Source organism: Flavobacterium sp. DSP2-3-1 (genome assembly GCF_049896865.1).
In the GTDB taxonomy this organism is placed as follows: Bacteria; Bacteroidota; Bacteroidia; order Flavobacteriales; family Flavobacteriaceae; genus Flavobacterium.
In genome coordinates this window covers 148111-165160 of the sequence record NZ_JAFCVD010000006.1, presented here as the reverse complement: position 1 = coordinate 165160, position 17050 = coordinate 148111, and the positions used below count along the sequence as shown (strand labels likewise).

The 17050-nt window shown below is 35.0% G+C and carries 11 protein-coding genes and 1 other RNA gene; 9 read left to right on the top strand and 3 right to left on the bottom strand.

The annotated features are described in order from the left end of the window. Positions 1–94 precede the first annotated feature (94 nt). Together ACP7AT_RS08795 and ssrA are read left to right on the top strand one after the other, a co-directional pair. Positions 95–1294 (top strand): serine hydrolase domain-containing protein, encoded by a 1200-nt coding sequence (locus tag ACP7AT_RS08795; RefSeq protein ID WP_426064037.1) that lies wholly within the window; start codon positions 95–97, stop codon positions 1292–1294. 106 nt (positions 1295–1400) lie between these two features. Then, positions 1401–1797, top strand: a transfer-messenger RNA (tmRNA) gene (ssrA, locus tag ACP7AT_RS08790). A gap of 442 nt (positions 1798–2239) precedes the next feature. On the opposite strand, the gene ACP7AT_RS08785 is transcribed toward ssrA, so the two are convergent. The 3 genes from ACP7AT_RS08785 to ACP7AT_RS08775 are packed head-to-tail and all read right to left on the bottom strand — an operon-like array spanning position 2240 to position 7960. After that, positions 2240–3670: a TolC family protein gene (locus tag ACP7AT_RS08785; protein ID WP_426063963.1), complete on the bottom strand. Its 1431-nt coding sequence runs from the start codon at positions 3668–3670 to the stop codon at positions 2240–2242. After that, the gene (locus ACP7AT_RS08780; RefSeq protein WP_426063962.1) at positions 3648–6833 is read right to left on the bottom strand and encodes an efflux RND transporter permease subunit; all 3186 of its coding nucleotides are present in this window, start codon (positions 6831–6833) and stop codon (positions 3648–3650) included. Before ACP7AT_RS08780 ends, ACP7AT_RS08785 begins: the two co-directional genes overlap by 23 nt. A 44-nt stretch (positions 6834–6877) precedes the next feature. Beyond that, positions 6878–7960, bottom strand: a complete 1083-nt coding sequence (locus ACP7AT_RS08775) for an efflux RND transporter periplasmic adaptor subunit (protein ID WP_426063961.1) — start codon at positions 7958–7960, stop codon at positions 6878–6880. A gap of 1730 nt (positions 7961–9690) precedes the next feature. Here ACP7AT_RS08775 and ACP7AT_RS08770 point away from each other — a divergent pair. The 7 genes from ACP7AT_RS08770 (at position 9691) to ACP7AT_RS08740 (ending at position 16911) form a co-directional block, all read left to right on the top strand. Beyond that, the gene (locus ACP7AT_RS08770; protein ID WP_426063960.1) at positions 9691–10488 is read left to right on the top strand and encodes a sulfite exporter TauE/SafE family protein; all 798 of its coding nucleotides are present in this window, start codon (positions 9691–9693) and stop codon (positions 10486–10488) included. Between the two features lie 81 nt (positions 10489–10569). After that, on the top strand, positions 10570–11844 hold the full coding sequence (locus ACP7AT_RS08765) for an FAD/NAD(P)-binding oxidoreductase (RefSeq protein ID WP_426063959.1): 1275 nt from the start codon (positions 10570–10572) through the stop codon (positions 11842–11844). A gap of 160 nt (positions 11845–12004) precedes the next feature. Continuing rightward, positions 12005–12589 carry a TetR/AcrR family transcriptional regulator gene (locus ACP7AT_RS08760; protein ID WP_426063958.1) on the top strand — a complete coding sequence of 195 codons (585 nt, stop codon included), beginning with the start codon at positions 12005–12007 and terminating at the stop codon, positions 12587–12589. Beyond that, positions 12586–13896 (top strand): TolC family protein, encoded by a 1311-nt coding sequence (locus ACP7AT_RS08755; protein ID WP_426063957.1) that lies wholly within the window; start codon positions 12586–12588, stop codon positions 13894–13896. Before ACP7AT_RS08760 ends, ACP7AT_RS08755 begins: the two co-directional genes overlap by 4 nt. Next, a complete protein-coding gene (locus tag ACP7AT_RS08750) occupies positions 13896–14993 on the top strand; it encodes an efflux RND transporter periplasmic adaptor subunit (RefSeq protein WP_426063956.1) in 1098 nt (365 codons plus the stop codon). Before ACP7AT_RS08755 ends, ACP7AT_RS08750 begins: the two co-directional genes overlap by 1 nt. Continuing rightward, positions 14993–16234, top strand: a complete 1242-nt coding sequence (locus ACP7AT_RS08745) for an ABC transporter permease (RefSeq protein WP_426063955.1) — start codon at positions 14993–14995, stop codon at positions 16232–16234. The genes ACP7AT_RS08750 and ACP7AT_RS08745 overlap by 1 nt, the downstream gene beginning before the upstream one ends. Then, positions 16231–16911 carry an ABC transporter ATP-binding protein gene (locus tag ACP7AT_RS08740; protein ID WP_426063954.1) on the top strand — a complete coding sequence of 227 codons (681 nt, stop codon included), beginning with the start codon at positions 16231–16233 and terminating at the stop codon, positions 16909–16911. Before ACP7AT_RS08745 ends, ACP7AT_RS08740 begins: the two co-directional genes overlap by 4 nt. Positions 16912–17050 lie beyond the last annotated feature (139 nt).

The following is a 17050-nucleotide window of genomic DNA, read 5'->3' as shown; positions in this document are numbered from 1 at the left end:
TTCCTACCTATTGATAAAATAGTGTTAAGGTTTGAAAAAAACAACGTCTGAAAAGACATTGATTCTATATATTTGCCTTTCTAGCATTAAAGAAATGATTTTTATAAAAAAAACAAAGATACTACATATATTTCTCCTCTTTTTGGTTTTGAGTTCCTGTAACAAGGAGAAAAAGAAAGTTGAGTTAAGTGATGCCCAACTCCCAAAGAGTACATTGCCTAAAATGAAGCCGTTAACTAAGTCAGAGCCCAAACTAACTGCTGAATACATCAATTCAAAAAAACAAGAAATAGATTCTTTTTACAAAAAAAACTGGCCCAATAACAGCGCAAACGGAAGCTTTCTGGTCGCTAAAAACGGCCAAATTATCTACGAAAAATATGAAGGCTATGCGAATTTCAGAGATAAAAAATTAATTATTAAATCCACTCCGTTACACATTGCATCAGTTAGCAAGGTTATTACAGCGACTGCTATTTTAAAATTAGTAAATGCAAAACGAATCGAATTGGATCAAAAGGTAAACACAATCTTGAAAGAGTTTCCATACCCGGATGTGACCATACGGACATTATTGAATCACAGGAGCGGCATGCGTAATTACGCCTATTTTACAGATCGTGACAAAACGATTTGGGATAGACACAACATACTTTCCAATCAAGATATCCTGACGATCATGGCTACCAAAGAAATTGGTTTAGAATTCAAAACCGATACCCGTTTCAGTTACTGCAATACTAATTATGCCATGTTAGCATTAATCATTGAAAAAATCACAAAGCTTCGGTACAAAGATGCCATGAAACAAATTATTTTCGAGCCACTTGGCATGAAAAACACCTATGTTTTTGAATACGAAAAAGATAAAGATACGGCAGTAACTTCTTATAAAGGAAATAAAGTGGAGATAGGAAAAGATTACTTAGATGCCGTTTATGGAGACAAAAATATCTACTCTACACCGCGTGATTTATTGAAATTTGACAGAGCCAGAAACAATTCCACTTTTTTAACGGCCGACCTGCAAAGTCAAGTATACAAAGGTTACAGCAATGAACGTAAAGGAACAAAAAATTACGGACTTGGAATTCGAATGGTTAATTGGGAAACGGGACAAAATTTTTATTTTCACAATGGTTGGTGGCACGGGAATACGTCGTCGTACATTACTTTGAGAAAGGAAGGTGTTACCATTATTGCACTTTCTAATAAATTTACCCGAAAAACGTATGACGTTCGGAAACTGGCAGTTTTATTTGGCGACTATCCGTTCAAATTAAAAGACCAATAAAAAAGGAATGATTTTTAAAATAGTGTTTCCAGTTCTGCAATAGTAGTTCAGATAAAAAGTGTACATTTGCAAACTCAAAATTCAGATTTGGATTTTGAAAAAAAAAGGGGTCGACTGGTTTTGACAGCAAGTCGAATTGATAAGTAAGCACGTCGAGCATTGAGACCTTGCTCGTAAATATAAGATCTTACAATTTTACACGGCGAAAATAACTACGCTTTAGCTGCATAATCCGAATTATAGTACGATTAAGCCACGTTCCTATCAGATAGGAAAGCTGGATTCTCCTTGAAAGCCTTGGTTTGTGGCGTTCAGTTCAGGGGAACCGTAAAAATAAACCTAGATTTCCATGAGCTTCGGGTGGATTTCAAAATTAAGAAGATAAGTAGCGTGTGGCTGTTTCTGGCCTAGCACACTATCGAAAAATCAATCAGAAAATAAACGCGTAGAAAGCTTTTTAGTTGCTTGTTTGGACCCGGGTTCGATTCCCGGCGACTCCACAAAAAACCCTGTAATCATTTGATTTACAGGGTTTTTTTTATGCCTAAATCCCAATACAACCAAAGCTTGACGAGGGGTTAGATTGCAAAAAATAAATTTTACAAAAACAAACATAAATACTTCATATTAAAATAGTTACATACTAAAAAATGATTATGGTCACAGTAAAAGTCGAACAGTTTTTATTGAATTATAAGGTTAAAATCATACAAATACAACTTACCCTAAATAAAAACCACTCCTCTCATAAATTCTAAATTATATTTTAATGGCTCCTTTTTAGATTCCGAAAAAAAGACCTTTAAGATGATAGCGGGATCAAAACCAAATTTAAATCTGTTCTTATAAAATAAAAAAACAGTAGTAAACTTGTGCTCGCTACTGTCTAAAAATGTTTTTTATATTTAATTGGTAACGTACGATTTTTTAGAAACTCAAATTAATTTATTTCCAACCGCCACCTAAATCCTTGTAAATATGAACTACTGCGTTGAGTTGCTCTTTTTTGGTCTCTAAGAGTTCGAGTTTGGATTCCAAAGCATCGCGCTGAGTCATCAAAACTTCAAAATAATCCACTCTGGCGGACTTAAATAAATCACCTGCTACCGCAATCGAACGATTCAAAGCATTTACTTGCTGCGCTTTCAGTTCATACTTTTTTTCCAAATTATCAATTTTAGAAAGCTGACTGGAAACCTCGAGATACGCTTTAAGAATCGTACGCTCATAGTTGTACAATGCCTGAATTTGTCTGGCATTCGCAGCACTATACTCCGCTTTTATTGCATTCCGGTTAATCAACGGTGCTGCAAAATCTCCCGCTAATGAATACAATAACGATTCTGGAAATGTAAACAAGTAAGTAGCTTTAAAAGCATTAACCCCAACCATCGCTTTAATATCTAATGAAGGATAAAACTCAGCACGCGCTACTTTTACATCTAATTTTGCTCCCTCCAATTCCATTTCGGCTTGTTTAATATCAGGGCGATTCGCTAATAATTGAGAGGGAATTCCGGTATGAATTACCGATGGCAACCTACTGGTAAAATTCGTTTTATCTCTCCTTATTTCCTGCGGGTATTGCCCTAACAAGAAATTGATTTTATTCTCCGTTTCTTTTATATTTTGAAGAATCTCAAACTCCATACTTTTCGAAGCCATTACCTCAGCCTGGAATTTTTGAACAGCCAATTCTGTCGATCTAGCCGCTTCTTTCTGAATTTTTACAATTTCCAAAGCGGTGCTTTGCAACGCAATATTCTGTGTAACAATATCCAATTGGTTATCCAAGGCCAGCAATTCGTAATACGAATCGGCAACCTCAGCGATAAGATTGGTTATCACAAAATTCTTTCCTTCAACGGTTGATAAATATCGGCTTACAGCTGCTTTCTTAGAATTCCGTAATTTTTTCCATATGTCTACTTCCCAATTGGCATAAGCGGCTATTTTCAAATCGCCTAATGGTTCTGGCATTTCTAGGCCGGGTCTTATTTCAGTTAAAGCATCTCCGGCACCCTGGCTGGTATATCTGCCCACTTTTTCAATCCCAGCACCTGCGCCGATACCAACTTTTGGTAAGAGAGCTCCTTTACGGACACGGATATCACTTTTGGCAATCACAATTTCCTGCAAAGTGATTTGTAATTCCTGATTGTTTTTTAAAGCAATTTCAATCAGGTTTATCAAATTAGGATCTTTAAAATAAGTTCGCCAAGGCGTCCCGGCTATATTGGTAGTATCCGTACTCTTGTAAAAAGATTGTGGAACTGCTTTGGTTTCTATCAAAGGCGCTAACGCTGGAGCACAACTTGCCAACGCCAGACAAATACTTAGCGGGACAATATATTTATAATTCTTTATTTTTTGCATGATTATTATCAAATTCTTCGGTTAATGGATTCTCTTTTTCATTTTTTACCAGTTTGTATTTTTCAGCAATTCTGCCAAAAACATAATAAAGACCAGGGATAACAAATACTCCGCAAATAGTTCCAATCAGCATTCCTCCTGCCGCCGCTGTACCAATAGTTCGGTTACCTATTTTACCGGGACCCGTAGCAAATACCAGTGGAATTAAGCCTGCAATAAACGCAAATGAGGTCATCAAAATAGGACGGAATCTGGCTTTTGCGCCTTCCATTGCTGCTTCAAGCACGGTTCTTCCGGCGGCATGCCTTTGAATTGCAAATTCGACAATCAAAACTGCATTTTTACCCAGTAAACCTATCAGCATCACCATGGCTACCTGTGCGTAAATATTGTTTTCTAAACCTGTTAATTTCAATAAAAGGAAGGCTCCAAAAATACCTGCTGGTAAAGAGAGTATTACTGATAACGGGAGAATGAAACTTTCGTACTGTGCTGCTAAAACAAGATATACAAAACCTAAACAGATTAGGAAAACCCAAACGGCTTGATTTCCTTGTGAAACCTCATCAGCAGAAATACCCGCCCAATCAATACCAAAACCTCGGGGTAATTTTGACTCTGCTACTTCCTGTACAGCTTTAATAGCGGCTCCACTACTGTATCCTGGCGCAGCTGATCCACTAATTTCAGAAGAATTATACATATTATGTCGGGTGATTTCCGATAGTCCATACACTTTTTCCAACTTCATAAAAGCGGAGAAAGGCACCATTTCTTCCCGACTGTTCTTGACATATAATTTCAAAATATCTTCAGGTAGGGCACGATATTCAGGAGCGGCCTGTACAATAACTTTGTAATTAAACCCGTATTTGATAAAACTGATTTCGTAATTACTACCCACCAATGTTGATAAAGTGTTCATGGCGTTTTCAATGGAAACCCCTTTCTGTTGTGCCAAATCATTGTCGACTTTCATCATATACTGGGGGAAACTAGCACTGTAAAAACTAAACACGGATGCTAATTCCGGACGTTTATTCAATTCCTTGACAAAATCATTATTAACGCTTTCCATTTTCTTGTAATCTCCTGACCCTGCTTTATCCAGCAGACGAAGTTCAAAACCTCCTGCGGCTCCATATCCTGGCACCGCTGGGGGTTGGAAAAATTCAATATTGGCACCCGGAATATCTTTGGTTTTCTCTTCTAATTCGGTCATTATTTCCTGTACAGAATGCTTTCGCTCGCTCCATTCTTTAAGATTAATCAAACAAGTTCCGGCATTGGCTCCCGTACCTTCCGTAAGAATTTCATATCCTGCCAAAGCTGATACCGATTGCACACCGTCTATAGTTTCCGCAATTTTCTGCAATTTTTCAGCAATATTATCTGTTCTTTCTAAGGAAGAACCAGGAGGCGTTTGGATGATAGCATAAAACATTCCTTGATCTTCATTAGGAATAAATCCTGAAGGAACAGTACTGCTGATGAACCAAGTTCCCGCGCAAAAACCTATAAGCGCAATAAAAGTGATGGTTCTTCGGCTTACAATGCGACTTAAAACGCTTTGATATTTCTCGGCAGTACTATTAAACGTAGAATTAAAACCATCTAAGAAGCGATTTATTGGCGTTCTCTTTTTAGGTTTGCCATGGTTGCTTTTCAACATCATCGCACAAAGTGCCGGTGTAAGCGTTAGTGCCACAATACCCGAAAGAATAATAGCAGTTGCCATTGTAATCGAGAATTGACGATAAAAAATCCCTACGGGTCCAGACATGAATGCCACCGGAACAAATACTGCTGCCATCAAGAAAGTAATCGCTATAATAGCACCCGCTATTTCATGCATTGCTTTTTTAGTAGCTTTTAAAGGTGAGAGATGTTCTTCCTCCATCTTAGCATGAACGGCTTCAATGACTACAATAGCATCATCGACGACTACTCCAATGGCTAATACTAGTGCAAATAAAGTAATAAGATTTAGTGTAATCCCGAATAATTGCATGAACATAAAGGTTCCAATAAGGGAAACAGGCACGGCAATAGCCGGTATAATTGTTGATCTCCAATCGCCCAAGAAAAGAAACACTACTAAACCCACTAAAATAAAAGCTTCTACCAAAGTATGAATTACTTTTTCGATGGAAGCATCCAGAAATTTAGATACATCATAACTGATTTCATAATCCATTCCTTTTGGAAAAGAATTTTTCTTGATTTCAGCTAATTTTAATTTTACATCTTTAATAACCTGACTGGCATTACTTCCGTAAGATTGTTTCAAAACAATTGCAGCAGAAGGTTTTCCGTTTAAGTTTGAATAAATATCATACATAGAACTTCCAAACTCAATATTGGCGACATCTTTTAATCGTAAAATTTCGCCGTCAGGATTCGACCTAAGTACTACATTTCCATATTGTTCTTTACTTGTAAATCGGCCCGAATATTTCAGTACATATTCAAATGCTTGCGATCTTTTACCAGAACTTTCCCCTGTTTTACCTGGTGAAGCTTCTAAACTTTGATCTGCCAACGCTTCCATAATTTCCTCCGCAGAAATTTTATAGGCTAACATTCTGTCTGGCTTCAGCCAAATTCTCATCGCATATTCCCGATTACCCAAAACATCAGCAAATCCTACTCCATTTACCCTTTTTAACTCAGAGAGAATATTAATCTCTGCAAAGTTGTACAAAAACTTCTGATCCGTGTTCTTATCTGTACTGTAAAGATTCACATACATCAACATACTCGATTCTTCACGCGTAATTTTCACTCCTTCTCTTACCACTAATGGCGGTAATTTATTGACTACAGAGGCTACACGGTTTTGAACATTTATCGCTGCCTGATTCGGGTCGGTACCCAAATTAAAAATTATTTGAATACTAGCTTCTCCATCATTACCCGCATCTGAAGTCATGTATTTCATTCCGGGAACTCCATTGAGTGCTTTCTCAAGTGGAATGATGACAGACTTGATCATCAGTTCTCCATTTGATCCCGGATAATCTGCTATTACATTTACCCTTGGTGGCGAAATGGAAGGGAATTGAGTCACCGGCAAATTGGTTAGTGCCAAGACTCCTAAAAAGACAATTATGAGCGATATTACTATCGACAAAACTGGTCTTTGAATAAATTTATTAAACATTATATTTATTTTTTTATAGTTAAGCCAAATTGAAAATTATAATCCTATTCCGTTTTTAATCGCAAATGGGCGATGACGTCCTTCGATTTTACAAAATCATACTTTATCTTTTCATCGTCTTTAACTTTTTGAATACCTTCCAGTAAAATCTTGTCATGTTCAGTAATTCCGCTGGAAACGACATACAAATCCGGGATTTCACCAGTAATAATAATTTCTTTGGATTCCAGGACATTGTTTTTATTTACCAAAAAAACATATTTTTTATCTTGAATTTCATACGTAGCTTTCTGAGGAATTACAATAGCATTTTTAAGCGGAACATTCATTTGAACCAATCCTGTTTCACCGTGCTTTAGTAATTTGTTTGAGTTCGCGAATCGTGCTCTAAAGGCAATGTTTCCTGTTTCATTATTAAACTCACTTTCAATCACCTCAACATTACCTTTAAACTGAAAAACTTGGTTATTAGCCAATAGCAGACTTACCTTACTAGTGGCACGATCTTTTATATTACTTTGATATTCTAGATACTCCGGTTCTGAAACATTAAAATAGGCAAACATTTGACTGTTATCAGAAAGACTAGTCAGTAAAGCTCCTTCATCTATTAAACTTCCTAATTTTAATGGAATGCGATCAATAGTTCCGGCAAATGGCGCTCTGATTTCAGTGAATGATAAATGTAGTTTTGCCAAAGCCACTTCAGCTCTTGCCTGCTCTAATTTGGCTTGAGCCAAAGACTGCTCGTTTCTGGAAACTATATTTTTGTCGGCAAGGGTTTTGGCATTTTGTAATTCAATCTCAGCGCCTTTTGCTTCTGCTTGTGCCTTTAGCAATTCTGCCTGATACATTCCCGGCATAATTTTAAATAATAGCTGACCTGCTTTTACATATTGACCTTCATCTACATAGATGTTTTGTAAATATCCTTTTTCCTGCGATCGAACTTCAATGTTACGTACAGAACGAATTTGCGAAACATATTGTTTGGTAAACGAAGTATCAATCTTTATGGGATTGGTAACAATAAATTTCGTCTCTTCTTCTTTTTCTTCTTTTTTTGTTGTACAACTTGTTAGGCACAACAAGGCAATCAAGCCCGTGAACACGAGTATTTTATTCATGATGTAAAATGAAAATTAAGCGATTAAATACTTGGAATTGGGAATTCCTTAGAAATAAAAAGTCATCAGTTTTCAAAAATATTGGAACTGGCATACTATAAATGAAAGCTTAAAGCGTTCAAAAAGTAAGCAACCTCAAAATTTAGTAACTGATTTCAGTATTAATCAAATTCTTAATACCTGCTGAATAATATAAATAGGATATGACTGGCCACAAAATGGCGCGAAGATTTTAAAATTTTTATTACAATAGTTTATGACAGACTGACAAGAAAATGTCTGATACCAAACTTTTGAAACGCCAAATTTTTCGGTAAAATTTTTATTTAAATTTCTTTTTTTAAGAGAATCGCTGTTGGAGCATTCCTCTTCTAGATCAAAACCACCAGCATTAATCATAATACTGCCCGAAATCGTCTTAGCAAATTTTACTTCATCCGAATGTACAATTTTGGAAATTAATGAGCTGTAAGTGTCATTTTCATGCGAGGTAGCATGAACATAATTTCCTCCGCATTGCAGATAGAAAAACAGGTATAGAAAAAAAACAGTTAATCTCATTTGGAAGCCAAAAGTAATAAAAGTAATGAAAGAAAAAACAATTTTAATTAAGTTTAACAAGTAAAAGAAAGCGAAAACGATTGCAGTTCTTTCAAAAAAACATTAATGAAGAATAAACACAATTTTAATTAATTAAACGTTAAGCAATAGTAAACTACTTTTCCACATTTATAAAATGGCTTGTATCTTAATATTTAGAAACAAATTTCTGTAATCTCATAAAATCTGGTCTATTAAAAGTTTTAGCACTTTTACCTACATTTATAAAAGTATCAATCAACGCAGCACTATTAAATTAAATTCATTGATCAGTACATAATTCCTGTGCCGCAATTGAGCCATTGCTTTGCCCAAGAGCATTAAATAGCAAATATCTAATTACTTTCTTCATGGTATTCCTTCATGAATTACTTAACATAAAACGTTCATCGAAAAACTATGAAAACCACATCAAATAAAGTTGTTCGACTTTTGAACACAAAAATCATATTTAAGGAGTAATTTTTATCTTAAAAAATTTAATTTTTACAATAAAAGATAAAAAATACAAGAAACAATTGATCAAAAAAATGATTTTAAGAATTGAAAATAAAAATAAAAAATTCATATAAACAAAGGGATTGAATGTTATTTTTCGACTTTATCTATAAACATTGATATAGGAGTTAGTTGTTCGATTGTAATCCCGGCGACTCCAAAAAAAAACCTGTAAATAATTAATTTACAGGTTTTTTTAGGACTGACAACTACTTTCCTCAAAACTTAACAAGCTATTTTACTGCTATGGCGGTAATTATAAGGAATCTACTTTCTATTTACAACACGATTTTGTACCAAAAGATAGATTGCTACAAACAATCTGAAATTATTTCATACTTCATTAAGTATTCTACTGTTGAACTTCAGACATCGAATTTGAGACCAAACAAATTTCTCAGATAATCAAAAAAAGCTTCTATTTTAGCGTACTTTTAAAATATAATCTTAAAAAATCAAAAAATTAATGGCCTGTATCATCCTACTGCCTACTGCCTCAAAAGATGAAATAAAAAGGATTTCTATACTTGTTTGGAAAACCTATTATAATTTTAAAAAAAATCCTCTGTGTGATAAATGTTACTGTAACTAAAATTTAAACTGACAATATTTGCATCATAAAATTTAAAATTATGGAATATTTAGGTTATTTTGCGTCAATACTTATTGGCGTTGCATTAGGACTAATTGGAGGTGGTGGAAGTATTCTCACGGTACCTGTATTGGTTTATTTATTTGCAGTTGAACCCGTGATCGCAACAGCCTATTCATTATTCATTGTTGGTTTAACAAGTGCCGTGGGTAGTGTTGGATATTTCAAAAAAGGATTGGTAAACATCAAAACTGCCATTGTTTTTGGTATTCCGTCCATTATTGCCGTTTTTACAACAAGAGCAGTAATAGTTCCTGCAATTCCGAAAGAACTGTTTTCTATTGGAAACTTTATCTTGACTAAAGACCTTTTTTTAATGCTGCTTTTCGCTGTAATAATGATCATTGCTTCTTATAGCATGATTAAAAAAGACAAAAAACTAGTTTCTGAAGAACCACATGAACAAAAATTCAATTATCCACTGATACTTATAGAAGGAGCACTTGTTGGAATAATTACCGGACTTGTGGGAGCTGGTGGTGGATTTTTAATTATACCGGCTTTGGTTATTTTGAGTAAACTTAGTATGAAAGAAGCGGTTGGGACTTCATTAGTGATCATTGCTGCCAAATCTTTAATCGGTTTTTTTGGAGAAGGTGGAGAAAACGTTATCGATTGGCAATTCTTATTTACCATTTCAGCATTTGCAGTTATTGGAATTTTTATTGGTACAGCATTATCCAAAAAAATTGATGGCAACAAACTGAAACCTGCCTTTGGTTGGTTTGTTTTAGTGATGGGAATTTATATTATAACTAAAGAACTTTTTCTAAAATAAAAACCCTCTGTGACATAAGTCACTAAATAAGAATGAAATACTCAATACTATTGGTCGTTTTATTTTCTTAAAAATCAAAAAATGCCAAACCATTATCAAATACTTGTCATAGGTGGAGGAAATGCAGGACTTTCTGTAGCCTCACAGTTACTTCGTAAAAGAAGTAATTTAAACATTGGAATCATTGACCCCTCTGAAAAACATTATTATCAACCCGCATGGACACTGGTTGGTGCTGGAATTTTTGACATCAATAAAACCGTTCGAAATGAAAAAGACGTTATTCCAAAAAACACTACCTGGATCAAAGAAGCGGTGTACGAATTTATGCCAAATGAAAACAAAGTAAAATGCCGTTCAGGCGCTGTACTCACTTACGATTACTTAGTAGTTTGCCCAGGGATTCAATTGGATTGGAATAAAATAAAAGGACTGGAGGAAACTTTAGGAAAAAATAACATCAGTAGTAATTACTCTTTTCAACACGCGCCATACACTTGGGAAATGATTGAAAATTTTCCGGGTGGCACAGCGGTTTTTACAAACCCAACAACGCCTATAAAATGCGGAGGAGCACCACACAAAATTATGTATTTAGCGTGCGATTACTGGCGCAAAAAAGCAATTTTAGATAAATGTGATGTTCATTATATTTCTGGAGCAAGCGTAATATTTGGTGTCAAAGAATATGCGGAGACACTACTAAAAGTGATCGCTAAATATAATATTCACGTTCATTATAACGCTAATGTTACAGCAATTGATGGTAAAAATAAAACAGTTGAATTTGAAACTAAAGAGATTGATGACAATTTAACTCAAAAACTATCTTCTGAAAATGCAGGCTATTACGGCATTGTCGAAAATGACGGCGTGGAAGAATTTAAAAAAGTAACTTTGAACTTTGATTTGTGTCACGCAGTTCCACCGCAATCAGCACCCGATTTTATAAAAAACAGTCCATTGAGAGATGCACAAAATCCTTTGGGATATGTAGAAGTTGACAAAAACACACTGCAACACACTCGTTTTTCTAATGTATTTGCTTTGGGTGATTGTATCAATGCGCCTTCTAGTAAAACAGGTGCAGCAATACGGAAACAAGCCCCAGTTGTGGTTGAAAACCTTTTGGCAATCATGGATAAAAAGACCGTTACAGCACAATATGACGGCTATAGCGCCTGTCCTATTCCAACACAATACGGAAAATTAATGCTGGCTGAATTTGATTATTCTAATACGCCGAAAATGACTTTTCCCATAAATCAGGCAAAACCAAATTGGGCCATGTGGATTCTTAAAACTAAAATTCTGCCTTGGCTTTATTGGAATAAAATCCTAAAAGGAACTGCCTAATCATTAATACCTAGATTTTTAATTTGTTATCCCTTTCAAGTCAAACTGAAAGGGATTTTTTTATTTTGGCTTAAGTGACAATTATCACTTTTTAACGGAATTAGTATTCGGAAATTTACAGAGTGAACATTCACTTACTTGTATTAAAAACCAATTTAAAATGAAAATGTCAGATAAACAACTGGAAATAATCAAAGCCACCGGAAACATTCTCACTTCGTCTGGTGTCAGTGGTTTAACCATTAAAAAATTGGCCGCAGCCATGCAATTCTCTGAAAGTGCTATTTACAGACATTTTGAAAGCAAAGAGGAAATAATCTATGTATTGCTTGATTTTCTGGCTACAAATATGGACGAAAGATTAACAGCATCTCGTTCGATAAATGAAAATCAAAAAGAGCAATTTGTTCGATTATTTCAGAATCAGTATTCGTTTTTTAAACAAAACCCACATTTTGTCGTCGCAGTTTTTTCTGATGGATTAATGGAAGAAAGCCAGCGCATCAACGAAATGATTTATAAAATAATGAGTGTGAAAATTAAACATTTAAAACCACTGCTTATTGAAGGTCAGCAATCAGGCGTTTTCACAAAAGCCATTTCAGCGGATGATTTAACGCACATCGTAATGGGAACTTTCCGACTCCAAATGTACAAATGGCGCATGGCCGAATTCCAATTTGACATTGAGATCGAAGGAAATAAAATGATACAAGCTATGTTAACATTAATTCATTTAAAATGAAAAATACATTCCGAATTTTATTAATGCTACTGCTCAGTTTTGAGTTGCAAGCTCAGGAAAAACTTTCCTTCACAAACATTGATGCCGTTTTGCACTACGCCGAAAAAAATACGGCAGTGCTTAAAATTTCGAACGAACAAGTAGCATTGTCAAAGTACCAAACTTTAATTTCAAAAATAAATGCGTTTAATCCACGAGGAAATGTCACGGCTTCGGCAACAGATAATTTACAGCTGCCAACTAATTATTTGCCGGCACAAATCTTTGGCGGTGTTCCCGGTACTTTTAAGGAAACACAATTTGGACAACAATACATTAGCACCATTGCTATTACTCCGCAAATTGATTTGATCAATATTCCTGCTTGGCAGAAAATAAAAGCGTCTAAAATCAATGAAAATTATACCGCTACAACGACTTTAATAGTTAAGAAAAATCTTTTTGAGACTATTGCAACCACCTATTACAACATCGTTTCCATTCAAAAACAAATTGAAGTACTGCATGCCAATTATTCGAATACTAAAAAAATTGAAGACATTGTTTCCAACAAACAAAAAGAAGGCCTGGCCAGGCAACAAGATTTGAATCAAGCTACCGCAAATGTGTTACAAATTGAGGATAAACAAACACAACTGGCTACTGTCCTACTCCAGCAGAATAACATTTTGAAAATAGCCTGCGATATTCCAATCACAACTGTTTTAGAAATAACTGATAGTCATGAAAATGCTACTAAAAATACTGTTTTGGATGTTTCCAATACTTTGTTGAGTCAACAGAGTAAGTTGCTTCAAGAGGTTTCCAATCAGGAGTTGAAAAGTTTTAACTCCTCCTTTTTTCCGACACTTTCATTAGTGGGAAACTGGATGTATCAAGACAATAGTAATACTGGCTTTTTTTATCCAAATTCAAATACTTTTCAAGCATCTTATGTTGGACTTAGATTGAATTATGCACTGCCGGATGCTTCGAAATACCTTCAGAAAAGAAATCTGAAAACCGCTGCTGCGATTGCCGAAGAAAATGCAAAACACAATTTGCTTCAGGAAAACAATCAAAACCAACAATTGAAATTAGAGTATCAGAAAGCCATTGACAGTTATATTATTAACCAAAAAATTGCTGTTCTAAAAATGGACACGTACACTAAAAATTTAGACATATACCATCAGGGTTTGATTCCGCTAGATAATTTAATGATTTCCTTTAATGAAAAACTAAATAGCGAACTCAACTTACAAGTGATAGCTACTACTATTTCTTATTTGAACACTAAAATAAATCTCAACAACACCATTCAATAATGAAAACAATAGTAAAAACTACATTGATTTTAGCATCACTTGCACTGCTTTTTTCCTGTGGTAAAAAAACGGAAGAAAGCAAAGTAGAACGTAAAAACATCACCGAAATGGTCTTTGCATCGGGTACTTTAAAAGCCGATGACGAATACAACTTGATGGCGCAAACAGAAGGATACATCACCAAAATCAATTTTAATGAAGGCGATGAAGTTGCCGTTGGAAAAATTTTAGCAGTAATTGATAATCCGCAAAGTACGATCAATACTAAAAGTGGTTCTAAATTGCTGCAAATTGCAAAAGCAAATACCAGTTCCAATGCGCCACTTTTGCAACAGTCAAAAGCCTATTTAAACGCAGCAAAATTAAAAGTGCAACAAGATGAATTATTGGCCGCTCGGTATAAAAAATTGCTTGAACGCAACAGTATTGCCAAAGTTGAATACGAGAACATATTGATTGCCGTGAGCAATTCGCGAGCTTCAGTCGCGGCACTTGAACAACAGTTCCAAAATCTATTGGTACAGGCCAATCAGCAGGTAATTGTACAAAACCAACAATTGGAAAACAGTATGGTCCTTCAGGATTTTAATGAAGTAAAAGCATTGGTAAACGGCAAAATTTACAAACAGAAAAAACAGGTGGGCGATTATGTACGCAAAGGAGATATTATTGCGGTGATTGCCAATAACCAAAAAATCTATGCCAATTTGAATATTGACGAAAGCAATATGGGAAAAATAAAATTGAACCAAAAAATCGTTGTAAAACTTAACGTAAACAGTGATAAAACTTATAAAGGCGTTGTTTCAGAAATCCTGCCCACTTTTGATGAGCAATCGCAATCCTTTATCATAAGAGCCATTTTTACAGAACCTGTGGATTTTGCCATTTCCGGAACCCAATTGGAAGCTAATATTTTTGTGAATAAAAAGCAAAATACCTTAGTTATCCCAAGAAGTTTTTTGGGTTACGGCAACAAAGTTTTGGATGAGGACAGAAAACCGATTGTAGTGAAAACAGGTATTGTTTCCTCTGATTATGTTGAAATAACATCGGGTTTAAATGAAAATCAAATCGTATTAAAAGAATTGTACTGATGAAAAATTACAAACACAATATCAATTCTGACATTGCTTTTACCCATTTAATTTCCAAAAAGAAACAGACAATGGTAGCGGCATTAGGAGTGACGGTTGGGATTGCCATTTTTATTTTCATGAATTCGCTAATGTATGGTTTTGAAGTATATTCTGTTGAAAGTTTGTTTAAATCGACGCCACATTTACGCATTTATAAAGAAGAACACATCAGTCAACCCTTGATTAAAACCAGCAAAACCGATTTAGCTTTGCTTACCAATCCCAAAATCACGAAAGAAAGCAAAAAATTAATCAATCCGAATTTAATCATTGAAGCACTGAAAAAACAACCTGAAGTCATCGGCGTAACCCCAAATGTTTCGGCAAATGTGTTTTACAATAACGGAGAAGCACAAGTAACGGGAAAAACCTCCGGAGTAAATATCGAGGAGCAAAATACGATGTTTCAATTGGAACAATACATTGTTGAAGGTAAATATTCCGACTTAAAAGCCAATCAAAACGGAATCATTTTAGGGGTTGGAATTGCTGAAAAACTGAATGTTCGGTTGGCAGATAATATTTCGGTTACCACTGCTTATGGCGTTTATAAAGTGATGAAAGTGGTTGCACTATTAAAAACCGGAGTTACAAATACCGACAAAACACTTTCGTATACCAACATTTCGGCAGCACAACAACTCAACAAACAAGGCGCAAGTTTCATAACCGATATTTTTGTGAATATCAATCATTATGAAACGGCTAAAAAGCTAATTCCAAAATTCGAACAGTTAAGCGGTTATGAAGTTGAAGATTGGGAAACTGCAAACGCATCGGCAGCGGCAGCGAATAAAATCAGAAAAATGATGGCCATGGCCATTTCGTTTTCGATAATGCTGGTCGCGGCTTTTGGTATTTATAATATTTTGAATATGACCATTATGGAAAAACTGAATGATATTGCGATTCTAAAAGCCATTGGTTTTTCGGGTAAAGATGTCATCCAAATTTTTGTAAAAGAAGCCATTGCTATTGGAATAATTGGGATTGCATTTGGTTTGTTGTTAGCGATGATTTTAGTAAAAGTAATGGGCAATATGTGGGTTGGCGGCGATATAGGGTTTTTCCCGATTCGGTTTTTTCCAAAATTCTTTGGCTTGGGAATAGGGTTCGGGTTAATTGTAACCACATTGGCGGGTTATATTCCGGCCAGAAAAGCAGCGAAATTAGATCCAATAACAATTTTTAGAAAATGATACAATCGGAATTATTATTACAGGCAAAAGGAGTTAGTAAATATTTTTACGAACCCGCTAAATTTAAGGTTTTGAACGATATCTCTTTTGACATTCACAAAGGGGAATTTGTAACCATGGTTGGAAAATCAGGTTCTGGAAAATCGACTTTGTTATACCTTCTTTCTACAATGGATACGGATTATGAAGGAAATATTATTTTAGACGGTGAAAATTTAACCCAAAAAACAAAAGAACAGTTAGCTGCTATTCGCAATGAAAAAATAGGTTTTGTTTTCCAGTTCCATTATTTATTACCTGAATTTTCGAGTTTAAAAAACGTGATGATACCGGCACTCAAATTAGGGAAATATTCCAAAGAAGAAATTGAATCGAGAGCCTATTCCATTTTAGAAAAATTAGATTTGAAAGACCAGGCATTAAAACCAGCTTCCAAACTTTCGGGAGGACAACAACAGCGTGTGGCCATTGCCAGAGCATTAATAAACGACCCAAAAATCATTATGGGCGATGAACCAACAGGGAATTTAGACAGTAAAAATGCAGCAATTGTTTTTGATTTGTTCAAACATCTGACAACTGAGTTTAACCAAACGGTGATTGCGGTAACCCACGATAATGATTTTGCAAAAGCGAGCGACAGAATTATTGAAATGGCGGACGGAATTATTTTATAAAAAAAAAGAAATTTTAAAGAAATAGCTGTGCCAAAACAACACGAATTTGGTAGTTCTAACACATTAATCTGCATTTAAAAAAACACAGAAAAGACCTTCATATTTGGAGGTCTTTTTTTTGCCTGTACCTTGTAATGCA